Origin of the sequence: Aestuariispira insulae, from assembly GCF_003385955.1 — a bacterium.
In the GTDB taxonomy this organism is placed as follows: domain Bacteria; phylum Pseudomonadota; class Alphaproteobacteria; order UBA8366; family Aestuariispiraceae; genus Aestuariispira; species Aestuariispira insulae.
Genome location: NZ_QRDW01000011.1, coordinates 1 through 20,568, shown reverse-complemented (window position 1 = coordinate 20,568; position 20,568 = coordinate 1). Strand labels below are relative to the sequence as shown.

Annotated in this window: 21 protein-coding genes; 10 read left to right on the top strand and 11 right to left on the bottom strand. The window is 55.8% G+C overall.

Features of this window, described 5'->3' with window-relative positions:
• Positions 1 to 19 precede the first annotated feature (19 nt).
• Together DFP90_RS18880 and DFP90_RS18875 are read left to right on the top strand one after the other, a co-directional pair.
• Positions 20 to 463, top strand: coding sequence for a MerR family transcriptional regulator (locus DFP90_RS18880; RefSeq protein ID WP_115938328.1), 444 nt, complete (start codon positions 20 to 22; stop codon positions 461 to 463).
• A 76-nt stretch (positions 464 to 539) separates the two neighbouring features.
• The gene (locus tag DFP90_RS18875; protein WP_115938326.1) at positions 540 to 1,322 is read left to right on the top strand and encodes a substrate-binding periplasmic protein; all 783 of its coding nucleotides are present in this window, start codon (positions 540 to 542) and stop codon (positions 1,320 to 1,322) included.
• 64 nt (positions 1,323 to 1,386) lie between these two features.
• Here the strand turns inward: DFP90_RS18875 and DFP90_RS18870 are convergent, their stop codons facing one another.
• Positions 1,387 to 2,010 (bottom strand): PEP-CTERM sorting domain-containing protein, encoded by a 624-nt coding sequence (locus DFP90_RS18870; protein WP_115938324.1) that lies wholly within the window; start codon positions 2,008 to 2,010, stop codon positions 1,387 to 1,389.
• Positions 2,011 to 2,295: 285 nt separating this feature from the next.
• Complete coding sequence (locus DFP90_RS18865) at positions 2,296 to 4,515, bottom strand: esterase-like activity of phytase family protein (protein ID WP_115938322.1); 2,220 nt, start codon at positions 4,513 to 4,515, stop codon at positions 2,296 to 2,298.
• Between the two features lie 182 nt (positions 4,516 to 4,697).
• Here DFP90_RS18865 and DFP90_RS18860 point away from each other — a divergent pair, with 182 nt between their 5' ends.
• Positions 4,698 to 5,399, top strand: a complete 702-nt coding sequence (locus DFP90_RS18860; RefSeq protein ID WP_115938320.1) for an SDR family oxidoreductase — start codon at positions 4,698 to 4,700, stop codon at positions 5,397 to 5,399.
• Positions 5,400 to 5,406: 7 nt separating this feature from the next.
• Here the strand turns inward: DFP90_RS18860 and DFP90_RS18855 are convergent, their stop codons facing one another.
• Together DFP90_RS18855 and DFP90_RS18850 are read right to left on the bottom strand one after the other, a co-directional pair.
• Positions 5,407 to 7,041 carry an acyl-CoA synthetase gene (locus DFP90_RS18855; protein ID WP_245957121.1) on the bottom strand — a complete coding sequence of 545 codons (1,635 nt, stop codon included), beginning with the start codon at positions 7,039 to 7,041 and terminating at the stop codon, positions 5,407 to 5,409.
• A 24-nt stretch (positions 7,042 to 7,065) separates the two neighbouring features.
• The gene (locus tag DFP90_RS18850) at positions 7,066 to 8,190 is read right to left on the bottom strand and encodes a dimethylsulfoniopropionate demethylase (RefSeq protein ID WP_115938318.1); all 1,125 of its coding nucleotides are present in this window, start codon (positions 8,188 to 8,190) and stop codon (positions 7,066 to 7,068) included.
• 120 nt (positions 8,191 to 8,310) lie between these two features.
• On the opposite strand from DFP90_RS18850, the gene DFP90_RS18845 reads away from it, so the two are divergent.
• Positions 8,311 to 9,207, top strand: a complete 897-nt coding sequence (locus DFP90_RS18845) for a LysR substrate-binding domain-containing protein (RefSeq protein ID WP_115938316.1) — start codon at positions 8,311 to 8,313, stop codon at positions 9,205 to 9,207.
• 6 nt (positions 9,208 to 9,213) lie between these two features.
• Here the strand turns inward: DFP90_RS18845 and DFP90_RS18840 are convergent, their stop codons facing one another.
• Entirely contained in the window at positions 9,214 to 9,591 is a 378-nt protein-coding gene (locus tag DFP90_RS18840) for a VOC family protein (protein ID WP_115938314.1), read from the bottom strand.
• A 173-nt stretch (positions 9,592 to 9,764) separates the two neighbouring features.
• Here DFP90_RS18840 and DFP90_RS18835 point away from each other — a divergent pair, with 173 nt between their 5' ends.
• Positions 9,765 to 10,541 (top strand): substrate-binding periplasmic protein, encoded by a 777-nt coding sequence (locus tag DFP90_RS18835; RefSeq protein WP_115938312.1) that lies wholly within the window; start codon positions 9,765 to 9,767, stop codon positions 10,539 to 10,541.
• Positions 10,542 to 10,555: 14 nt separating this feature from the next.
• On the opposite strand, the gene maiA is transcribed toward DFP90_RS18835, so the two are convergent.
• From maiA to DFP90_RS18810, 5 genes are all read right to left on the bottom strand, one after another.
• Positions 10,556 to 11,203, bottom strand: coding sequence for a maleylacetoacetate isomerase (maiA, locus tag DFP90_RS18830; RefSeq protein ID WP_115938310.1), 648 nt, complete (start codon positions 11,201 to 11,203; stop codon positions 10,556 to 10,558).
• A gap of 15 nt (positions 11,204 to 11,218) precedes the next feature.
• Entirely contained in the window at positions 11,219 to 11,692 is a 474-nt protein-coding gene (locus DFP90_RS18825; protein ID WP_115938309.1) for a MarR family winged helix-turn-helix transcriptional regulator, read from the bottom strand.
• 6 nt (positions 11,693 to 11,698) lie between these two features.
• A complete protein-coding gene (locus DFP90_RS18820) occupies positions 11,699 to 13,003 on the bottom strand; it encodes a TRAP transporter large permease (protein ID WP_115938307.1) in 1,305 nt (434 codons plus the stop codon).
• 4 nt (positions 13,004 to 13,007) lie between these two features.
• Entirely contained in the window at positions 13,008 to 13,526 is a 519-nt protein-coding gene (locus tag DFP90_RS18815) for a TRAP transporter small permease (protein WP_115938305.1), read from the bottom strand.
• Between the two features lie 70 nt (positions 13,527 to 13,596).
• On the bottom strand, positions 13,597 to 14,625 hold the full coding sequence (locus tag DFP90_RS18810; protein ID WP_115938303.1) for a TRAP transporter substrate-binding protein: 1,029 nt from the start codon (positions 14,623 to 14,625) through the stop codon (positions 13,597 to 13,599).
• Between the two features lie 392 nt (positions 14,626 to 15,017).
• Here DFP90_RS18810 and DFP90_RS18805 point away from each other — a divergent pair, with 392 nt between their 5' ends.
• The 4 genes from DFP90_RS18805 (at position 15,018) to DFP90_RS18790 (ending at position 18,471) form a co-directional block, all read left to right on the top strand.
• Entirely contained in the window at positions 15,018 to 15,554 is a 537-nt protein-coding gene (locus DFP90_RS18805) for a VOC family protein (protein ID WP_115938301.1), read from the top strand.
• 13 nt (positions 15,555 to 15,567) lie between these two features.
• Positions 15,568 to 16,587 (top strand): fumarylacetoacetate hydrolase family protein, encoded by a 1,020-nt coding sequence (locus DFP90_RS18800; protein WP_115938299.1) that lies wholly within the window; start codon positions 15,568 to 15,570, stop codon positions 16,585 to 16,587.
• A gap of 70 nt (positions 16,588 to 16,657) precedes the next feature.
• Positions 16,658 to 18,286 carry an FAD-dependent oxidoreductase gene (locus DFP90_RS18795; RefSeq protein ID WP_115938297.1) on the top strand — a complete coding sequence of 543 codons (1,629 nt, stop codon included), beginning with the start codon at positions 16,658 to 16,660 and terminating at the stop codon, positions 18,284 to 18,286.
• The gene (locus DFP90_RS18790) at positions 18,283 to 18,471 is read left to right on the top strand and encodes a DUF2783 domain-containing protein (RefSeq protein ID WP_115938295.1); all 189 of its coding nucleotides are present in this window, start codon (positions 18,283 to 18,285) and stop codon (positions 18,469 to 18,471) included. The genes DFP90_RS18795 and DFP90_RS18790 overlap by 4 nt, the downstream gene beginning before the upstream one ends.
• A 141-nt stretch (positions 18,472 to 18,612) precedes the next feature.
• On the opposite strand, the gene DFP90_RS18785 is transcribed toward DFP90_RS18790, so the two are convergent.
• Complete coding sequence (locus DFP90_RS18785) at positions 18,613 to 19,563, bottom strand: MBL fold metallo-hydrolase (RefSeq protein ID WP_115938293.1); 951 nt, start codon at positions 19,561 to 19,563, stop codon at positions 18,613 to 18,615.
• A 484-nt stretch (positions 19,564 to 20,047) separates the two neighbouring features.
• Between DFP90_RS18785 and DFP90_RS18780 the strand changes: the two genes are divergently transcribed.
• A complete protein-coding gene (locus DFP90_RS18780) occupies positions 20,048 to 20,347 on the top strand; it encodes a peptide chain release factor 1 (RefSeq protein WP_115938291.1) in 300 nt (99 codons plus the stop codon).
• Positions 20,348 to 20,568: the final 221 nt, after the last annotated feature.

The window sequence follows — 20,568 nt, the reverse complement described above, 5'->3', positions numbered from 1 at the left end:
TTCAAGAGGAAAAATGCACATGGCGCATGAATATTCGATCGGCCGCATGGCCAGGGAAACCGGCTGCAAAGTGCAGACAATCCGCTATTATGAACAAATCGGCTTGCTGCCGCCCGCCATGCGCACCGCCGGCAACCAGCGGGTCTACAGCCAGGATGACCGCAACCGCCTGGCCTTCATTCGCCATTCCCGGGAATTGGGCTTTCATCTGGACGCGATCCGTAAACTGCTCAGCCTATCAGATGATCCCGACCATTCCTGTGACGAAGCCGATGTGATCGCCAAGGAGCAGCTGGCCGAAGTCGAGCATAGGATTGCCCGCCTGCAATCCTTGAAAGGGGAATTGGAAAGCATGATCAAACAATGCAAGGGTGGTAAAATCAAAAGCTGCCGGGTGGTGGAGGTGTTGAGCGATCACAGCCTGTGCCATGATACCGATCATGGTCAGCCGGATACTGTCTGAGCCACCGTTAACCAAGTAACAAGCTAATTATGATAGACTGCCCGAGACATGGAAATGAGCTTGGGAGGCACTATCCATGATATTCAGGATTTGGCGATTTGGGATAATGGCCGCATTTCTATCCGGCCTTTGGACAACACCCGCGCAATCGGAACCGCTGAAGGGATGTTTTGTAATCTGGGAACCCTACACCGGCATGCGCGATAATGAACCCCATGGCATCACGGTGGATCTGATCAAAGAGGCCGCTTACCGAGCGGGTTTTGATCTGAGCCTGACCAGCCTGCCCTGGAAACGCTGCCTGGCGCTGGTCCAGCGGGCGGAGATGGCCTTTGCCATGGATGCGATCGACCGGCCAGGATACATCCATGGCCAGCACCCCAGTGCACTCTACATCCAAGCCTTCTGGATGCGGGAGGGTGATGATTACGGGCGTTTTGAATATATCGGCAAACTGACCAACAAACGGTTGGGGCTGATCCAGGGCTTTCAATATAGCACGGAGATCTTGAATGCGGGTTTCCGTGTGATCGAATGGCTGCGTACGGAAGAAAATGCAGCGGAAATGTTGGTTCTTGATCGATTGGATCTGGTTTATGCCGATGCTGTCGTTATGCAAAATATCATTTCAAACAAAGGCTTTGCCGTGAAACCGCTTTTGCCCGTGCATAATGTCCAGGCACTATACCCTTCCTTCAACACCTCTTTGAAAAGCGAGCGGGACCGGATCGACAATGCCTTGGGCAGCATGCATGAGGATGGGACCGTCGATGCGATTTACCGGAACCATACAGGATTTGATTTTAGCAAGTTTGTCGAGCTGGGTGCCCAGGTACAAGCCCCCATCACAACGAACTAGGTCCGCCAAAAAAAGGAGCGGCCATCAGGCCGCCCCTTCATAATCTTCGACTGTGGAAACGCCCTTAAGCGGAACGGCGCCGACGGCCGTAAAGGCCAAGCCCCAACAGGCCCAGACCAAACAACAACATGCTTTCAGGTGCAGGGACATCCCGAGAGGCGGTCACCACACGGATCCAGTCGCCCGGTTCGGTCACTTCCATCAGGACCTCAAGACTAGCGCCCACAACGGAATAATAATCCCGACCTTCAAAACCGCGTGCCGGGAACGCCCCCGGATAAATTACGGATCCAAGGCCCAGGATGGCGTTACTGGCCGCTTCCAACGTGCCACCTGCATCGGACATGACCCCAAGGATTACACCGTCAAAGGTCCATTCAGCCAATGCCGACGCACGATCAGTACCATCAGTATTGAACAAAATCATATGGCTGCTGACCGTTGTGCCGGCACTTATGATACCGCCATCAACCGCCAGATCCGCACCCAGGGTGACTGACTGACGCTCGTCAAAGCCGAGCTGGAGAGTCTGATGTTGGTTGGCGGCATGATCGTCTTCGACACTGGCCGGCGGTGCGATCATCATACCGTCACCGGACACACCGACAATCGCCGCCTGTGCGCCGGCGGCAAATACAACCAGCGCACCGGCCATGATAACTGTTTTACAAAGGTTGGACAAACTCATGTGCTTACTCCCCCATTCATGAAAATGAAGCGTATCCTAATGTTTCTGCGGGATACAGCCTCTCCCCCGATATCGCAGGATATGTGCCATTTGGAGGTTTCTTCATGTCTTCAATGGCTTGCACTTTTATTAGATAGCATCATATTGTTTTAATGTAAGGGAATCCGACGCAATTTAATTATAATTTTATCTAAATTGCATCTAACTAACTCAACAAAAGAAATGCCCGGCGAAAGCCGGGCATTTCCCTCATTTCTCTGCCGGAAAGCAGATTATGAATAGCCGTTATTGCAGCTGACTGGCCGGGCCGAGATCCAGAAGCTGGGTCTCGCCGGTCGCATCATCCACACCGTCATTATCAGTCACAGCCAGGATACGACCGTTGGCGGTAATGGCCAGGCCTTCCACCTTATCCGGGGTCCAGCCGTTATTGGCCGCCATGGCCGGCAGCAGGTTCAGGACCACCCGCTTTTCCAGAACGGGCAGGCTGCCGCCAAGCGGGGCCGGTTTAACATCCTTCAGGGACACCAGGGTCACCTGCTTGATGGCAGCATCCGGACCGCCTTTGTTATCACGCTCGATCACGGCGAAAGTGCCATCTTTCACATGGGTGATTTCCGAGAGGCCAACCCAGCCGCCAGCCGGGCTTTTCGGCGCATCCAGCGGATAATGAACATAACCCCATTCATTTTTGGAGGGCGTGAAGACCGCCAGTTTGGTCATGCCTTTCGGATCGTCCTTCCATTCGCGCTGAACGGCGATCACAACCTTGGTCTCACCCGCGTCTTCATAGGATGTGACCCCTTCCAGGCTGAAACGCTTTGCCTGGGCCAGAAGATCGTCGGGAATGGAGATTTCCTGTTCCATCTTGCCGTTTGCGGAAACCTTGAGCAGCAGATGTTTCATCTCTTTTTTCGGATGGCCTTCGGAAGAGAGCCAGAAACCGCCATCCTTGGCGATCGCAATGCCTTCCAGGTCATATTTCTTTTCAGCACCACCGGTCAGATCCATATGGGACACGATCCTGGCCGGGCTCTTGGAAACATCGATCTTGAAGATCCGGGCTTCATCATAAAAGCTGTCAGAAACCGCATAGACGGTTTTGTGATCATTCGGGTCCGCTGCGAGACCGGACAGGGCCCCCCATCCGATCGGCGCGCCTGTTTGGCCGTCCTTGGCGGAAACAATGGTGGGATATTCCGCTTTATCAGCGCCAAAACGATAGAGGCTGAGCGCCGCACGGACACCGTCTTTTACACTGTCTTCTTCGTTGGCCACAACAAACAGGCCCTGATCGCCCATGGCCAGCAGGCCTTCCGGCTTCACGTGGGTCGGCAGGAATTGTTTGAACTCAGGCTTGACGCCGGTGTCTTTGTAAACGGCCACAAAGTTGGCGCGCTCGCTGTTCACAAAGATCAGGCGTTCACCATTGAAGGTTCCAACCGCGACACCTTCCGGCTCAGAGCCTTTCTTATGCGCCCGCTTGGCCGGATAATGGCCATGAGACATCGCAAGATGCTCCATATCGGCACCGCTTGTATAAACAACATCACCGTCTTTGTTGAAGATGGTGAAACTGCGCGAGCCACCTTCGTAATCGCCTTCATCCGCGGTCACAAAACGCTCATTATCGATCCAGGCAACGGCGTCCGGCTCACGGCGCACATCCTTGATCGCGCCGCTGGCATCACTCATCCGGGCTTTCTTGACCGGAATGGCCTGGGCACTGCCGGTACCGGCAGAGAAATGGTTGATCACTTCGCCCTTGGCCAGGTCGATTAAAGCGATATGGTTGTTTTCCTGCAGGGTCACAACCGCGATATTATCTTCATTGATGGAAACGAATTCCGGCTCCGGATCTTCCGGGGCCACTTCCGCCATGCCAGTCATGCCAACGATACGGGCATTATCACAGTTGGTCGGCTTGCCGTCCTTGTCGAGATCGAAAATCGCCACATGGCCCGCCGGCATCTGCGGGATCACGCCGTCATTCAGGTCTTCGTCACGCTCGTTTTCAATGGCAATGGCAACAAATTTCCCGTCCGGGCTGATGGCCACGGAATCCGGCTGCCCCTGCACATCACAGGTGGCCGCAACCTTGCGGGTTGCCAGGTCAATCACGGTCAGATGGCCCGACGGCTCAACGTAGCTTTTGGACGTATTTGTGCCGGAAAGCGCATATTTGGCGGCAACCGCGACGGAGGTCGGCTCTCCGCCAAGGGCCGTGCGGCCAAGCGACTTCAGATTTGCCGGATCAGCAGCGTCAACAAAGACTACGGCCTCACCAGGGCTGTCAGTGAAAACCAGGGTCCTGCCGTCTTTGCTGGCATAGATGATTTCCGCAACGGTTTCGGTTTTCTTGTCCACACCGGCATCCAGGGTTTCATATACCGGATAGGTGTTGATCCGCTGGAAATAACTCCCCTCATCCGCAGCTTGGACGGTGCCTGCGGCAGTCATCAGACCAGCCAGCACACCCATCAATTGATGGCGGTTAACGCGCATGTTGAACTTCCCCTAATAATTCTTGAATTCAAGACACTCTAAAAACAGTGTGCGGCACGTTAGTTAGCCAGCATGCGGAATTAATGACTGTACGGTTAACAATTTGTTACGAGATTACAGCTGATCCGGCTTTTCCTTCCATCCGTAAGGTGAACAGGATTATCACATCCCCGGAGCATTCCATGGAAAGTCTTCGTCCAGGCTTCACGGTCATTGTTTTTGGTGCGACGGGCGGCATCGGTCGCGCACTTACCCGCCAGATTGAGCAAATGGAAAACTGCGCACAGTGTTTTGCCCTAAGCCGCACCGGCAGTCCGGCAATCGATTTTTCCGATGAAGATACCCTGGCCGAGGCAGCCGCCTTCATCCAGTCCCGGCAGGGGGAGATTGATCTTATGATCGATGCGACCGGTGTCCTGACCATCAAGGGCGCGCGCCCGGAAAAGACCATCCGCCAGATCGATCCGGTACGGATGGCAGAAGCCTTTCTGGTCAACAGCATCGGCCCGGCCCTGCTATTGAAACATTTTTCCCCTCTTTTACCGCGCGGTCGCAAATCGATCTTTGCCAGCCTGTCCGCCCGTGTCGGTTCCATCACCGACAATGCAAGCGGCGGCTGGATCGGGTATCGCGCCTCCAAGGCGGCCCTTAATCAGATCATCCACACCGCTGCCATCGAGCTATCAATGAAGAAGACCGGTTCTTTGGTCGTGGCCTTGCAGCCCGGCACCGTGGATACGCCATTGAGCCAACCTTATCGCGGCCGCCATGCCACCTTAAGCCCGGACGAAGCCGCCAAACGATTGCTGGCTGTCATTGATGGTCTTTCCCCGGAGGAGAGTGGCGGCTTTTTCGATCACAAAGGGCAACGGGTTCCCTGGTAGGCACCCCTCATAGTGATCTGGCTTTGTCACGCAGCATGAATTTCTGAATCTTGCCCGTCGCGGTTTTCGGCAATTCACAAAACACCACGGATTTGGGGATTTTGAACCCGGCCAGATGCTCCCGACAATGGGCGATGATATCGGCTTCCGACACGGTTTCACCCTCTTTCAACTCCAGGAAGGCACAGGGGCTCTCGCCCCATTTTTCATCCGGCCTCGCCACCACTGCGGCAAAGGCGACCGCGGGATGGTGATAAAGAACCCCTTCCAGCTCAACGGATGAAATATTCTCGCCCCCGGAGATGATAATATCCTTCAGCCGGTCGCGGATTTCCAGATACCCATCAGGATGCACCACCGCCAGATCACCGGAATGAAACCAGCCGCCAACAAAGGCTTCGTCGGTGGCCTGCGGATTCTTAAGATACCCCTTCATCACCGTATTGCCACGGATCAGGATCTCGCCCATGGTCTCACCATCACGGGGCACTTCCAAACCATTATCCCGGTTCACCACCCGAACCTCTTCATTCATCGGGAAACCAACACCCTGGCGCGCCTTGATCTCCGCCTGTTCAGTTGCGGGGAGATCATTCCATTCCTGCTGCCAGGCACATTGCACCACATGACCATAGGTCTCGGTCAGGCCATAGACCTGCATCACCTCCATGCCCAGTGCACCGATCTTTTCCAGGATTGCCGCCGGGGGCGGTGCACCAGCGGTCATCACCTTGACCGGATGGCGGACCGGGCGTTTTTCGTGATCCGGGGCATTGACCAGCATGGATAAAACTATCGGCGCGCCCCCCAGATGAGTGACCCCATGGGTCTCGATCGCTTCAAAGATCGCGTCCGCCGTCACCGCACGGCAACAAACCACCGTTCCGGCCAGGGCCGCCATGGTCCAGGCATGCCCCCATCCGTTACAGTGAAACATCGGCACCGTATAAAGATAGACCGGATGGCCGGATAGGCCCCAGCCCAGAACCGTGCCCATGGTCATCAGATAACTGCCGCGGTGATGATATAGGACCCCTTTCGGCCGGCCGCTGGTACCGGAGGTATAGTTCAATGCCAGGGTTTGCCATTCATCATCCGGCAAGACCCAGTGGCTGGCTTCGTCCGCGGTGTCCAGAAAGGCCTCATATTCCATCAACCCCAGCAATTCCGATTCTTCCGGCCCAAATTGCCCGTCAACGATATCAATGACGGTGAGGTCATCCCGTCCCAATATTTCCAGCGCCTCACGAACCGTGGCGGCAAATCCCGCATCCGTAATCAACAGTTTGCTTTCCGCATGGCGCAGAATATAGGCAACCGTATCTGCATCCAGGCGGATATTGATAGTATTGAGCACTGCGCCAGCCATCGGCACCCCAAAATGGGCTTCGAACAATTCCGGCGTATTGGCGGCAAAGAGAGAGACCACATCCCCCTTGCCAACCCCATGCTTTTTCAGCGCACCCGACAATCTTACACAGCGTTGATAACATTCCGCCCAGCTGTATCGGCGCGTGCCATAGATCAGTGCGGTGCGGTCGGGGTAGACATCCTTGGTGCGTTTCAGAAAAGAAAGCGGCGAGAGCGGCACATGGTTCGCTGGGGTCGGGGCGTAATCCCAGACCGGCATTTCATCATTCATTCACGGCTCCCTTCGTACTTTTTTTTATTCCATCGGCGGCACCTTGAACGGCAGATCGCAAACCATGCCTCGGCGTCGCCCTTCCGGCGTTTCCACCTCAATTTCCGTTCCGCCCTCCCAAGCGGATTTATCCATCATAGCAATCGCGATATTTCTGTCCAATGCGGGAGACCGGCAAACGGACATCACCTCGCCCACTTTTTGCCCGCCTTTCAGAACCGGCCAGGCCTGCCGCCAGGACGGGCAATGCTCGCCCTCAAAGGAAACCCCACGAAACTGGCGGGTAATTCCCTTGTCCCGCGCAGCCAACAGGGCTTGTTTTCCCAGATAGTCAATCTCGCTATCCAGATCGCAATATTGGCCAAGCCCGCATTCCAGCGGATTGTGGTCATTGGTAAAATCATTGCCATAGGACAACAGCGCGCCTTCGATTCGCTCGATCAGGTTGGGGCATCCCGGCCGGATTTCATACTGTGCGCCCGCCTCCCAGATCGTGTCCCAAAGATCCTCGCCCATATCAGACCGATCCAGATAGATCTCAAACCCGCCCTGTTTGCTCCAGCCGGAGCGCGCGATCAGCAGCGGATGACCCCTGAATTCCAGCCATTTGAAACGGAAGAAACGAATGTCGCGCACATCCTCGCCAAAGACATCCGCCATCAGATCATCGGCCTTCGGCCCCTGCACCGCCAAGGGCGACACATCGGGTTCACAGATGGCCACATCCAGTCCCATGCCAACCGCCAGCCCTCGGGCCCAGAGCAGGACGTCTGAATCGGCAATGGAAAGCCAATAGCGGTCTTCCGCCAGTTTCAGGATAATTGGATCATTGATCATGCCGCCCTTTTCATCCACCAGGGGGGCATAGGCACACTGGCCGACCACGACCTTGCTCAGGTTGCGGGGTGTCATCAACTGGACCAGGCGGGCCGCATCCGGCCCATTGATCTCCACCTGACGCTCGCAGGCAACATCCCATAGCTGCACATGCTGGCGCAGATGCCAATAATCCTCTTCCGGGGAAATGAACGCCGTCGGCAACAGCATATGGTTATAGACGGTATAGGCTTTCACACCGAGCGCTTCGATCCGGTCGGTGTAGGGTGTGCGGCGGGTGCGGCGGGAAATCGCCAGAATCGGTGCGGACATGATGGTCCCTTTCCCTCTTGATCGGTAAAATATCGTCTGACATGCAGACTATCCGATGATTGCGGGAAAGAGGAATATCTGTAATTCTCATCCCATTATCAATTTTTTCGATGATGAAGCATGAAAGACCTGCCACCCCTGAAAGCCATCCGTGCCTTTGAAGCCTGTTACCGGCTGCGCAGCTTCACCCAGGCAGCGGGCAGCCTGAATGTGGGACAGCCGGCCATCAGCCATCAAATTCGCCTGCTGGAACGGGACCTCGGGGTAAAGCTTTTTGAGAAAAAGGGAGCCCGCATCCTGCCGACCCGTTTGGCCCATGATTATTATGACGCGATCCGCACCGGCCTTGGCGAAATTGCCCGCGCCAGTCAGGTCATGCGCCGCCATTCACAAACACGGGCCATCACTTTGGCCAGCTATCCGGGCATTGGCGCTTTTTGGGCACTGCCGCGCATCGAAACCTACCGACGCATCAAAAAATCACTGGATGTCCGCCTCGTCAGTGCGGATCTGGATGCGGATATCGATCTCAATGAATGTGATTGCGCCATCCTGTTCGGCCGGTCAGATCAATGGCCGGGATTTGTGACCAGCAAACTGCTGGACGAGGAAGTGATCGCGGTGGCCGCCCCCGCCCAGGCCGAGATGTGGGCCGGCAAAAGTGTAGAATCCCTCCTGTCCGAAGCCCCGTTGATAGCACTGGAGGATCCGGAAAACCGATGGTTGACCTGGGAGGATTGGCGGGAAAAACACGCCCCATCCCAGCCTGCTATTCAACCGGCCATGACCGTCACCAACCATGGGATCGCGCTGAATCTCGCCCTCATGGGGCATGGGATCACGCTCGCCTGGAAAGGGGTGGTTACCGATTTCCTGGAAACGGGCACCCTGGCATCCCTGCCGTTCGCGCCCCTCACCAGTGACCGGGGATATCATTTCATCACATCGGAAACCTTCCGGGACAGAGCGGTCTGCGCGGATCTTCTGGAAGCGCTGACCACCCCGCCCGGCCGATAAACTGGGTCAATTGAAAACAAACAGCCCGATAGAGTTGCCATCCAGGTCCTCCGCATAGGCAAAACGGCCCGGCGGGATGCCGATCGGATCGGAAACCACCTTGCCGCCGGCTTCCGTCACACGCGCCATCGCATCTTCCAGCTGATCGGGGACAATAAAATGAAGGGTCGGGCCGGTGCCGCTTGCCGGCGGCTTGCCTTCATAGAGATGGCCTGCCACCCCTCCATCACCATCCGCAGCCACGAACATGGCAATTTTCTGCGGCCCGGTATCATCGATCCGCAATTCGGTTTTGAATACCGCCTGATAAAAATCAATCGATTTTTCCAGATTGGTTACCGGCAGTTCCCCCCAAACAATAAAATGTTCCGGTTTAAAGCTCATGACACTGTCTTCCCTAAATTTTTGATGATGCAAACAGCTTATCCGGTGTCTGCTGACAGCCTTCTGTCAGCAGACCACAATACCGCAGGCAAATCTTTGGCCCGCGGCTGACCTATGGCACTAAGGCCCGATCAGGCGTAGGATGCACGTCCTAAGGAAGGAGTATTTGATCCATGCACGTCTTGGCGGGTTTCGCCCTTTGCCTGCTGCTTTCCACCCTCCACGCCAAGGCGGATAACGCTCCCACATTGGCTGTGATCGATTTTTTCCCCTTTGGCTATCGCGACCAGAGTGGCACGCCTAAGGGCATGTTTTTCGATATGACCGAGGCCATCGCAAATGACAGCGGCATAAAAATCGATGCCCGCCTGATGCCGGTGCCTCGCGCCCTGCGGGATGCTTCCAACGGCCAGGTTGATATGCTGATCTCCTACAAGGATCCGCTGATGGTTCCGAATGTCGTCTTTATCGGCAATGTGGGATGTCTGACCGCCAATGTGATCCCGGCCAGGAACAGCGACATCAAATCCATGGAGGATCTGTCAAACCGGCGGATCGGCACCATCAGCGGCGGATATTTCCAGAAACGTTTCCGCGATAAAATAGCCTATCAGGAAGTATCGGTGCCGTCCAACCAGGCCATGCTCAAAATGCTGGTCCGGCAGCGCCTCGACGGTTTTGTCATCAATTCCGCAGTCTATGACGCCTTCTATTTTTTTGAATCCCCCGTGGACCTTCCCAAAAACTGGCGTGACCATGTGGCCGAGCCGATCCGGATCGACATTCTCGAAACCCATTTATCCATCGCCATGAATTCACCCGCACTGGAACAGGCCAGCAAAATAACAACCAGCATCAACCGATTGCGGCAGAATGGCACGATGGCGGACATTTTTGCACGCTATGGCTCCCGCGACCGCGGCAACTGCATCCCCGCCGAGTTCCGCTGAGCCCGGCCTCGGATTCAGGCCGCATCCCCCTGCTCTTCCGGACTTGCCTGTCGGAACGCCTCCAATTCCAGACAGGCGGCATCTATCCCGGCCAGCACCGGATATCGGGCCATATCCACGTCAAACCTGCGCGCATTATAAACCTGGGGCACCAGGCAGCAATCCGCCAGCCCCGGTTGGTCTCCGTGGCAGAAGCGGCCGGTTTCCGTGCTGTTAGCGAGGCTGTTTTCCAGGGCCTCGAACCCGACCTCCACCCAATGGCGATACCAGGTGGTCTTGTCTGCATCAGACAGGCCCATCTCGCCGGTCAGATATTTCAGGATACGCAGGTTGTTGACCGGGTGAATGTCACAGGCAATCTGTTGTGCAAGCCCCCGAACACGTGCCCGCCCGACCGCTTGATCCGGCAACAGGGCCGGTGTCGGATGGGTTTCTTCCAGATAGTCGATCATCGCCAGGGACTGGGTCAGCACCGTGCCATCCTCCAGCTCCAGGCTGGGCACCAGTTTTTGCGGGTTGAGCGCCGCATAGGCCGCTTTCAGATGGTCACCCCCGTCGCGGACAAGATGAACAAAGGCTTCCTCATAGGCAATCCCTTTCAGGTTCAGCGCAATACGCACCCGGTATGCCGCTGAAGACCGCCAATAGGTGTATAGTTTCATATTCCCATCCCTGGATTAAGGTTCTTGTTTTTCCGCTGACATGGCCCGTTCGGCATTTGCCTTCACTTTTTCCATCAGACCAAGCAGGCTTGCCCGTTCCTTTGCATCCAATCCAGCGAGCAGATCCTGTTCCAGCTTCAGCACCAAGGGCACAAGTTCCCGGAAAATGGCGTTACCCTGATCAGTCAGGGTCAGGATCACGCGCCGGCGGTCGGCCGGGTCCTCCCGCCGGTGCAGCAGGCCGGTTTCCTCCAGCCGTTTGAGCGCCCGGCTGATCTGGACCTTATCCATGCTGGATTTTTCCACCAGATCACCCGCCGCCATGGGCTGGTCATTGCCCATGACCGCCATCACGCGCCACTCCTGTACCGACAGGCCGTGGCGGCGGGCATAAACCTCCGTCACCGACTGGCTGACCGTGCGGTAGAAAACCCGCACCTGATAGGGGAAAAAGGCGTGAAGGTCGAATTCAGGCATTTCTTCGTTCATATCAGATCAATCCATCATGATGGCCGGCAGCCAGAGCGAGAGGGCCGGAAACAGGATCAGCAGGGCCAGACGCACCACATCGGCCAACAGAAAAGCCACCACCCCGCGGCTGACCGTCTGCAACTTCAGGCCTGGCGTCGAAGCCATGATGACAAAGAGATTCATGCCAACCGGCGGTGTAATCAGGCCGACCTCGACCACGGAAACCATAATCACACCAAACCAGATCGGATCAAATCCAAGAGATGTCACAAGCGGGAACACGAAAGGCAGGGTCAACAGGATCATGGAAAGCGCATCCATGAAGCACCCCAGGATAATGTAAAACAGGACCAATAGCACCAGGATCAGATAGGCGTTCCAGCCCAGTCCCGTGACATAGGCCACCAGCGCCTGCGGCAGGCCGGTGGTTTCAACAAAATAGTTGAAAACCGCCGTACCGATCAGGATTAGGAATATCATCCCCGTGGTGCTGGCGGTTTCCCCCAAGCAATCCTTGAAGACCGCAAGATTGAGCTGGCGCCGGACCAGCGCCAGAAGGAACGCGCCAATGGCCCCGATCGCCGCCGCCTCGGTGGGTGAGAACCAGCCCGCATAAATACCCCCGATCACCACACCAAACAACAACAGGACCGGCCAGACATTCAACAGGGTCTGCAACCTGCCGGACCAATCCACACGCTCATCGGGCGGGCCCAAGGCTGGATTGCGTCCGGTGCGGATCCGAACCGCAAGCATATATAGAACCGTCGCCAGAATGCCGGGAATCAGGGCAGCCGCGAACATCCGGCCGATCGATTGTTCGGTCAGGATCGCATAGATCACCATAATCACACTGGGTGGGATCAAGACGCCCAGGGTGCCACCCGCCGCAATGGTGGCACTGGCCAGGCCGTCATCATAGCCGCGTCGGCGCATTTCCGGCATGGCGACCCGGCACATGGTCGCCGCTGTTGCCAATGACGATCCACAGATCGCGCCAAAGGCCGCACAGGCCCCAACAGTCGCCATGGCTAAACCGCCCCGGAAATGGCCGATAAAGGCGTGAACCGCATCATAGAGCGAGCGCGACAGCCCTGCATGGGCGGAAAACACCCCCATTAGAATGAAGAGCGGGATCACGGAAAGGGAATAGGGGAAAATCGATTCAAATGGAACCGATCCCATGATGAAGGCAATGCTGTCAGGCCCGTTCAGGACCCAGCCGCCAACCAGCCCAACCATACCCATGGCAATGGCGATCGGGACCCGGATCGCGATCAGACCAAAAAGACAGGCAAAGGCCACAAGGCCAATCATATAGGAAGACATAAGTTCAATCCCTCCCCGCCGCTGACTCGTCACCGCCGGTCAGGAGGCCCACGACAAATTCCAAACTCAGGACCAAGGTCACAAACGCCGCTAGACCCGCCCCGAACAGAAGCGGGATCCAATAATAGATCAGCGGCACTCCCAAGGTTTGGGAGATATCACCATATTCATGCTGCATGGCCGCCTGGTCATAACCGAACCATGCGATCGAAAACATGAAGGCACATGAAAGCCCCATGCCGACCAGACCGGTCAAAGCCGCCAGTCGAGCCGGCATCCGGTCGGACAGGATGGTCACCGCCACATGGGATTTGGTCATGAAGGCATGGGGGATTGATAGATAGGCTGCCGCCACGATCATCAATTGCACCAGATCAATCGTGCCGAAGATCCCTTCGGTATTGATCTTGCGCAGGATGATATCAGCTGTTGTCACGAACATGGCCCCCAACAGGAACAGCATCCCGATCCAGGCAACCGCGCGTGTTATCAGGAACAGCAGGCGATGAAACCGGTCAAACATATAAAAACACTCAAGCTGGTTAGGGCCGGTCTGCCGCTTTCAAAACGGCAAGCCCGGCCCGTCTTCAGAATCAGTCGTATTTGGCAACCGTGTCCACGGCCGCGTCATAAATTTCGCGGGCATTGCCGACACCGGCTTTTTCCGCAGCATCCAAATAACCGTCAATGGTCGGCTGCAGCTGCTTGCGCCATTCGGCGCGCTGCGCGTCATCCAGGGTGGTGATCGGGTTGCCTTTGGCTTTGATATCCTCGATGCCCGGCTTGTCCCATTCGTTCCACCAGGGGCCGAATTTCGCCACGAGACTTTCCCCGGAAATATCATCGATCACCGCACGCACCTCGTCCGGCAGGGCGTTGTATTTCTTCTCATTCATGACGAAATAGAAGCTGGTGGTATAGGCCTTGGCATCCAGATGATAATCCAGCACTTCAAACAACTTGAACCCGTGGACCGCCTCATAAGGGAAGACGTTGCCGTCGATTACACCCTTTTGCAGATTTTCATAGACCTGTGTCGGCGGCAGGCCAACCGGGGTCGCACCCAGCTGTTCCAGCATCATGGAAATCGCCTGGCTGGGGGTGCGCAGACGAAGTCCTTTCAGATCATCAATGGTTTTGACCTGCTTGCCCCGCGTATGAATCAGCCCCGGGTTATGCGCATGGAGTGCCAGCACCTTGAGGCCTTTATATTCTTCTGCCAGATATTCGGGATAAAGTTCCCAAAGCGTGCGCGATGCCGCATCCGAGCTTTTAGCCAGGAAAGGCAAATCCATAATCAATGTGCGCGGCAGGCGGCCGCGCGGGAAACCGGTCAGGCCGTGGGCGATATCCACCACGCCGGCGCGCACTTGGTCATATTGTTTGGCCACATGACCAAAGGCGGAACCGGCCGGATAAATCTCAATCTTCACCTTGCCGCCGGTACGTTGTTCCAGTTCTTTCGCCCAGGGTTCCAGGAAATCCTTTTGGGTCGGATGGGAAGACGGGAGGAAATGGCTGAGTTTCAGCTGGATTGTTTCTGCGGCGGCAGCCCCCGTACCCAGCACCGCTGCGCCCATGGCCACACCAATGGCGGCCCCTAAAGAGATCATTCGTTTCATGGCTTTCACCTTCCTGTTCAACAAAAACTTCCGGGACTTTCGTGTCCTCGCACTGCGATGCCGGCTGCCATCCGGCTTATTAGTTTCGTTTGAAACAATATAATTTCGTATAAAACGAATAAGCAAGGAGAATCCACGGCTAAGCGGATTTTTTGTTCAACACCACCACCAGATGAGTAATTATATTACCAACACACACTCATCCCTCTTCCCCTTGTTTTTACAAAGAAAACTGCCAAAATAACTGATATACAACAGATTCATATTGCAATCGTTTCATTTGCAACTATTATCAAGACCAGATACCCGCAAAAAATCGAGTTTGGGTTAGAAACTGCAAATTCACGCCGGCCGACGCAAAACGGGCGGAACATATTGAGGGCAGAAAAGCGATGAAGATCGAACAAATTCACCATGTGGCTTATCGCTGCAATGATGCCAAGGAAACCGTTGAATGGTACCAGAGGGTGCTGAACATGGATTTCCTGGTGGCAATTTCCGAGGATAAGGTTCCCTCCACCAAGGAACCCGACCCCTACATGCATGTGTTCCTGGATGCCGGAAACGGCAACATCTTGGCCTTTTTTGAAATTACCGGCAAACCACCCATGGGCCGTGACCCCAACACTCCGGCATGGGTCCAGCATATCGCTTTCCGGGTTGCCGACGAAGAGGCCCTCTTGAAAGCCAAGGCCGAAATCCAGGCCCAGGGGATCGATGTCATCGGCCCGACCGACCATGACATCATCAAGTCGATATATTTCTTCGACCCGAACGGACACCGCCTGGAACTGACTTGTGTCACCGGCACAGATGAGACCCATGCAAAGCTGAAGGAACTGGCCCCGGAGATGCTGGATGAATGGGCGCGTACCAAACAGCCGCCGCGCCATGCATCCTTCCTGCATGAAAAAGAATTTACCGGTTAAGAGGATATAGCCCGTGAAACTCGCAACGTTAAAAGACGGAAGCCGCGATGGCCGGCTGGTCATCGTCTCCAAGGATCTGACCCGCTGTGTCGCCGCCGCGGATATCGCCGCCACTTTGCAGAAGGCCCTGGATAACTGGACGGTTGCTGAACCGCAATTGCAGGCGCTCTATAATGAGCTGAACAACGGCGCCGTTTCCGGTGAGCCGTTCGACGAAACGGCCTGTGAAAGTCCGCTGCCACGTGCTTATCAGTGGGCGGACGGCTCTGCCTATGTCAATCATGTGGAGCTGGTGCGCAAAGCCCGCGGCGCGGAACTGCCCGAGAGCTTCTGGACCGATCCGCTGATGTATCAGGGTGGCTCCGACAGCTTCATCGGCCCGCGCGACCAGATCCCCCTGCCCAGCGACGATTGGGGGATTGATTTCGAAGCCGAGATCGCGGTGATTACCGATGATGTGCCCATGGCCATCACCCCGGAAAAGGCCGCTGGTCATATCAAACTGTTGATGCTGGTGAATGACGTATCCCTGCGCGGCCTTATTCCCGGTGAACTGGCCAAAGGGTTTGGTTTCTTCCAGTCCAAGCCGTCCAGCGCATTCTCCCCCGTGGCCATTACCCCGGATGAATTGGGGGATGCCTGGATTGACGGCAAGGTGGACCTGCCGCTGCTCTCCACCCTGAATGGCGATCTTTTCGGCAAGCCGGAAGCGGGCGTTGATATGACCTTCAACTTCCCCACCCTGGTGGCCCATGCCGCGAAATCCAGGCCGTTGGGTGCGGGGGCTATCATCGGATCCGGCACGGTTTCCAACAAGGAAAACGGTGATCCCGGGCGCCCTGTCAAAGAGGGCGGCCTTGGCTATAGCTGTATTGCCGAAATTCGCATGATCGAAACCATTCAAAATGGCAGCCCGGAAACATCCTTCATGAAATTCGGTGACCGGATCTCGATTGAGATGAAAGACAAAGCCGGCCAGTCGATTTTTGGCCGCATCGACCAAGAGGTCGTGAAATACATCAACGCGGAATAAGCGGGCAGACAGGGCCGGGGCAGAAAACAAAACAAGCCCCGGCCCTTTCCTTTTGAACAGGGAGGATTTGATGCTCAATACCTATGACTTTCCCGAATTTGACTATATCCAATCGGATGAGCAACGAGAGGGAATTATAAAACGGCACAAAGCCGTCATCGTCGGTGGCGGGCCGGTGGGCCTGACCATGGCCATCGACCTGGCCAGCCAGGGCATTTCGGTTGTCTTGCTGGATGACAATAATACGGTCTCGGTCGGCTCGCGGGCGGTCTGTTACGCCAAACGCCCTCTTGAGATCTGGAACCGGCTGGGTTGCGCAAAGCCGATGGTGGATAAAGGCGTTCTATGGAAAGTCGGCAAGGTCTTCCGGGAAGAGGATCTGGTTTACCAATTCGACCTGCTGCCGGAATCCGGCCATGAACAACCGGCCTTCATCAATCTCCAGCAATATTATCTGGAGGAATATCTGGTGAAGCGCGCCGAAGATTTTCCGGACCTCCTGGATATCCGCTGGAAATCAAAAGTAACCATGCTTGAAACATGTGATGATCATCTTTCACTGGGCGTGGAAACCCCCGACGGCCTCTATCATATGGAAGCCGATTGGGTCATTGCCTGCGATGGTGCCAAGTCCGATATTCGCACCATGATGGGCCTCGATTTCACCGGCCAGGCCTTCCAGGACCGTTTCCTTATTGCCGATGTGGTGATGAAGGCGGACTTTCCTGCCGAGCGCTGGTTCTGGTTCAACCCGCCTTTCCATGAAAACCAATCCGTGTTGCTGCATCGCCAGGCCGACAATGTCTGGCGGATTGATTTTCAACTGGGCTGGGATGCCGACCCGGATGCGGAAAAACGGGAAGAGAATATCCTGCCCCGGCTGCGGGCCATGCTCGGTCCCGATGCGGATTTCGAGCTGGAATGGGCCTCGGTCTATCAATTTGCCTGCCGCAGAATGGAGAAATTCCGCCATGGCCGCATTCTGTTTGCCGGTGATTCCGCCCATCAGGTTTCCCCCTTCGGCGCCAGAGGCGCCAACAGCGGGGTGCAGGATGCGGATAATCTGGGCTGGAAATTAAAGCTGGTTCTGGAGGGCCATGCCCCGGACAGGCTTCTGGACAGTTACAGCGATGAACGGGTGCTGGCTGCTGACGACAATATCATGAATTCGACACGGTCCACCGATTTCATCACCCCCAAAAGCGCGGTCAGCCGGGCCTTCCGGGATGCGGTGCTGGATCTGGCAAAAGACCATAGCTTTGCCAGACCCCTGGTCAATTCCGGTAGGCTTTCCCTGCCGACCCCGTATAAAGACAGCTCTCTAAACACTCCGGAAAGCGACACATTTAACAGCCCGCTCACCCCAGGCAGCAATTGCTTGGACGCCCCCGTACGCAGCCGCGCGGGCGAGGGTTGGCTGCTGCATCATCTGGGGGGCCGTTTCGTCGCCCTCACCTATGATCACCAGCCCGGCGTCACCGAGGTCGACGTAGATGGCATTACGGTGGATGTTTTGGTGATCGGCCGCGATCTGGAAGATACCAACGGTCTGGTCCGCGACCGCTATGACCTGCGCCAGGGGAGCACATACCTGATACGGCCGGATCAATATGTTGCCGCTAGATGGCACCGTTTTGACACCGATGCAATCCGCCAGGCAACCAATCGCGCGGCAGGCCGCCTGCAGGAAGGGGAATGACTATGATAAACACGGATCCCAACATTATCGGCCCGGACGATTTTTATCAGGAACTGATCGATCTCCACCGGGATTTAAGCGATGAGCAAAGCGCCCGGGTCAATGCCAAGCTGATCCTGCTGCTGGCAAACCATATCGGCGACCGGGAGATCCTGAAGGAAGCTATGCGCCTGGCGACAGACTAATCCCAATCACGGGTTGGATCGGCTCGGATGATAGAAACACCCAATAATAAGAAGGCCGCTCTTTTTCATGAGCGGCCTTCTTCCTGTTAGGATCCATCCGTCAGTTAACTTTTGCCGGTTGGCACGACGGGCGATCAGGGGCTAGCTGTTCAATGCACCCCACATTTCCTGGTCGCGTTCGGCGGTCCAGATCTTCGGCCGCACCATCCCGCCCGCCTCGTCAAAAGCCCGGGCCACATCAAAGGGCATGCAATGCTCGTAAATGACCCAGTCACCATATTTGGGGTCCATCTCGATCTTACATTTATCGAACAGCCCCTTGAGGTCCAGACCTTCACGCACCGCGGATTGAGCATTCTGATACAAGTCCGAGATAAAGGCCCTTGTCATGGCGATCGCCTCTTCACATTTTTCCGGGCTGTCCAGCGCGTCGCCGCGCCCCGGCACCAGCTTCGAAGGCTTCAGGGCCAAAAGATTATCAAGGGTTTGCGGCCAGTCGGTCAGATGGGCGTCCCCCGTATAGGGTGTCGCCCCATATTCCACCAGGTCGCCCGCATATAAGATCCTCTCTTCCGGCAGCCAGGCGATGGTATCGCCCTGGGTGTGGCCCTTGCCCACATGCATGATCTCAACCTTGCGGTTGCCCAGATCCACGGTGAGCTTATTTTCAAACACGATGGTCGGCCAGGTCAGGCCGGGGATGGTTTCATGGCCTTCAAACAGGCGCGGAAAACGGCCCAGCTCTGATTCCCAATCCTGCTGGCCGCGCTCTTCGATCATTTCATAGGTGCCCCGGCTTGCGATGATATTTTCCGGCTCATAGGCCGCCGCCCCCAAAACCCGAACCGCATGATAATGGCTGAGCAGCACATATTTGACCGGCTTGTCGGTCACTTCACGAATCCTGGCCATCACCTTTTCCGCCATATGCGGGGTCGCCTGGGTATCAATCACCATCACGCCGTCATCACCGATGATGATCCCGGTGTTGGGATCGCCTTCCGCCGTGTAGGCATAGGCCCCTTCCCCCAGCTTTGCGAAAGTGATCTGCTTTTCGCCCAGATCCCCGGTGGATGCGAATGTCTTGCTCATGGTCGTGCCACTCCCTGATCCTGGTTTCCAGCCGTTGATGGTGGCCGGAACCTGTTCCTGATTTCCCCTCACTATAGCCGCCAATCATTTCAAATGAAACTATTATTGTTTCAATTGGAACAAAACATGCGCATAAATCGGAAAGACAGGATAACCGATACGGCACCCGTCATTTTAGGGTTAGCAATGCAGCACCATTTCAGTTTTTATAAACCGATACCGCTCCAAACCCGCCTGATTGAAACAGCAGCTTTGCTGGTTTCCGACAGGAATTTTTACATTCCGGATCAACAACCATAGATAATTACAAAAACTTCAGTTCCCCGCAAAAATTTAACAAACTTTTCACAGTTTTCGAATCCGGAATTGGGTATAGAGGCGCAGGTGAGTACCGCGTTGGGAGGTGGGCACGCGGTGAGGGTTCAAGAATAGATCCGGGGCAGGACAAACAGCGCCGGATTGATGATTGGGGAAAGAGACTGGAATGTCCACAGACCGTATCAACGAAACATTTGTCGAGACACTGTCCGCCGTGAATTGCGCCAACGGTGTGGTCCGGCTGTTTTTTGTCGGCCAGGATTTAGAAAAGCTGGCCTCCGGCGAGCAAGACGAAACCACACCGCCCGAAATACGGCAATGCGTGACCATGCCCTTACCGGGCTTTCTTTATGCGGTGTCCGTGATGCGGAACTTCCTGGAGGATGAGAAGCTCCAGGCCCTTCTGCAGCAATATCAGGACGCTGGCCTTCTGCCGCCGGTCGAAGACCAGCAGGCGGCCGAATAACCGCGCATTAACATCATTCTGAATGGAACATGAGGTCCGGCCCGGATACGGGGCGGCCAGAGGATTTTTGCGCGCTCAATCTGGGCGCGGAAGGCTGGACCGCACGCGGTCCCGGGAAAAGGGTAAGAGCCATGGGTTCGGTAGGTAAGTCGATCGAGTATTTTTTTACAGGCCGTTACAATGCCGGCAATGGCAATGACACAATCCATGCCTATGGGTTT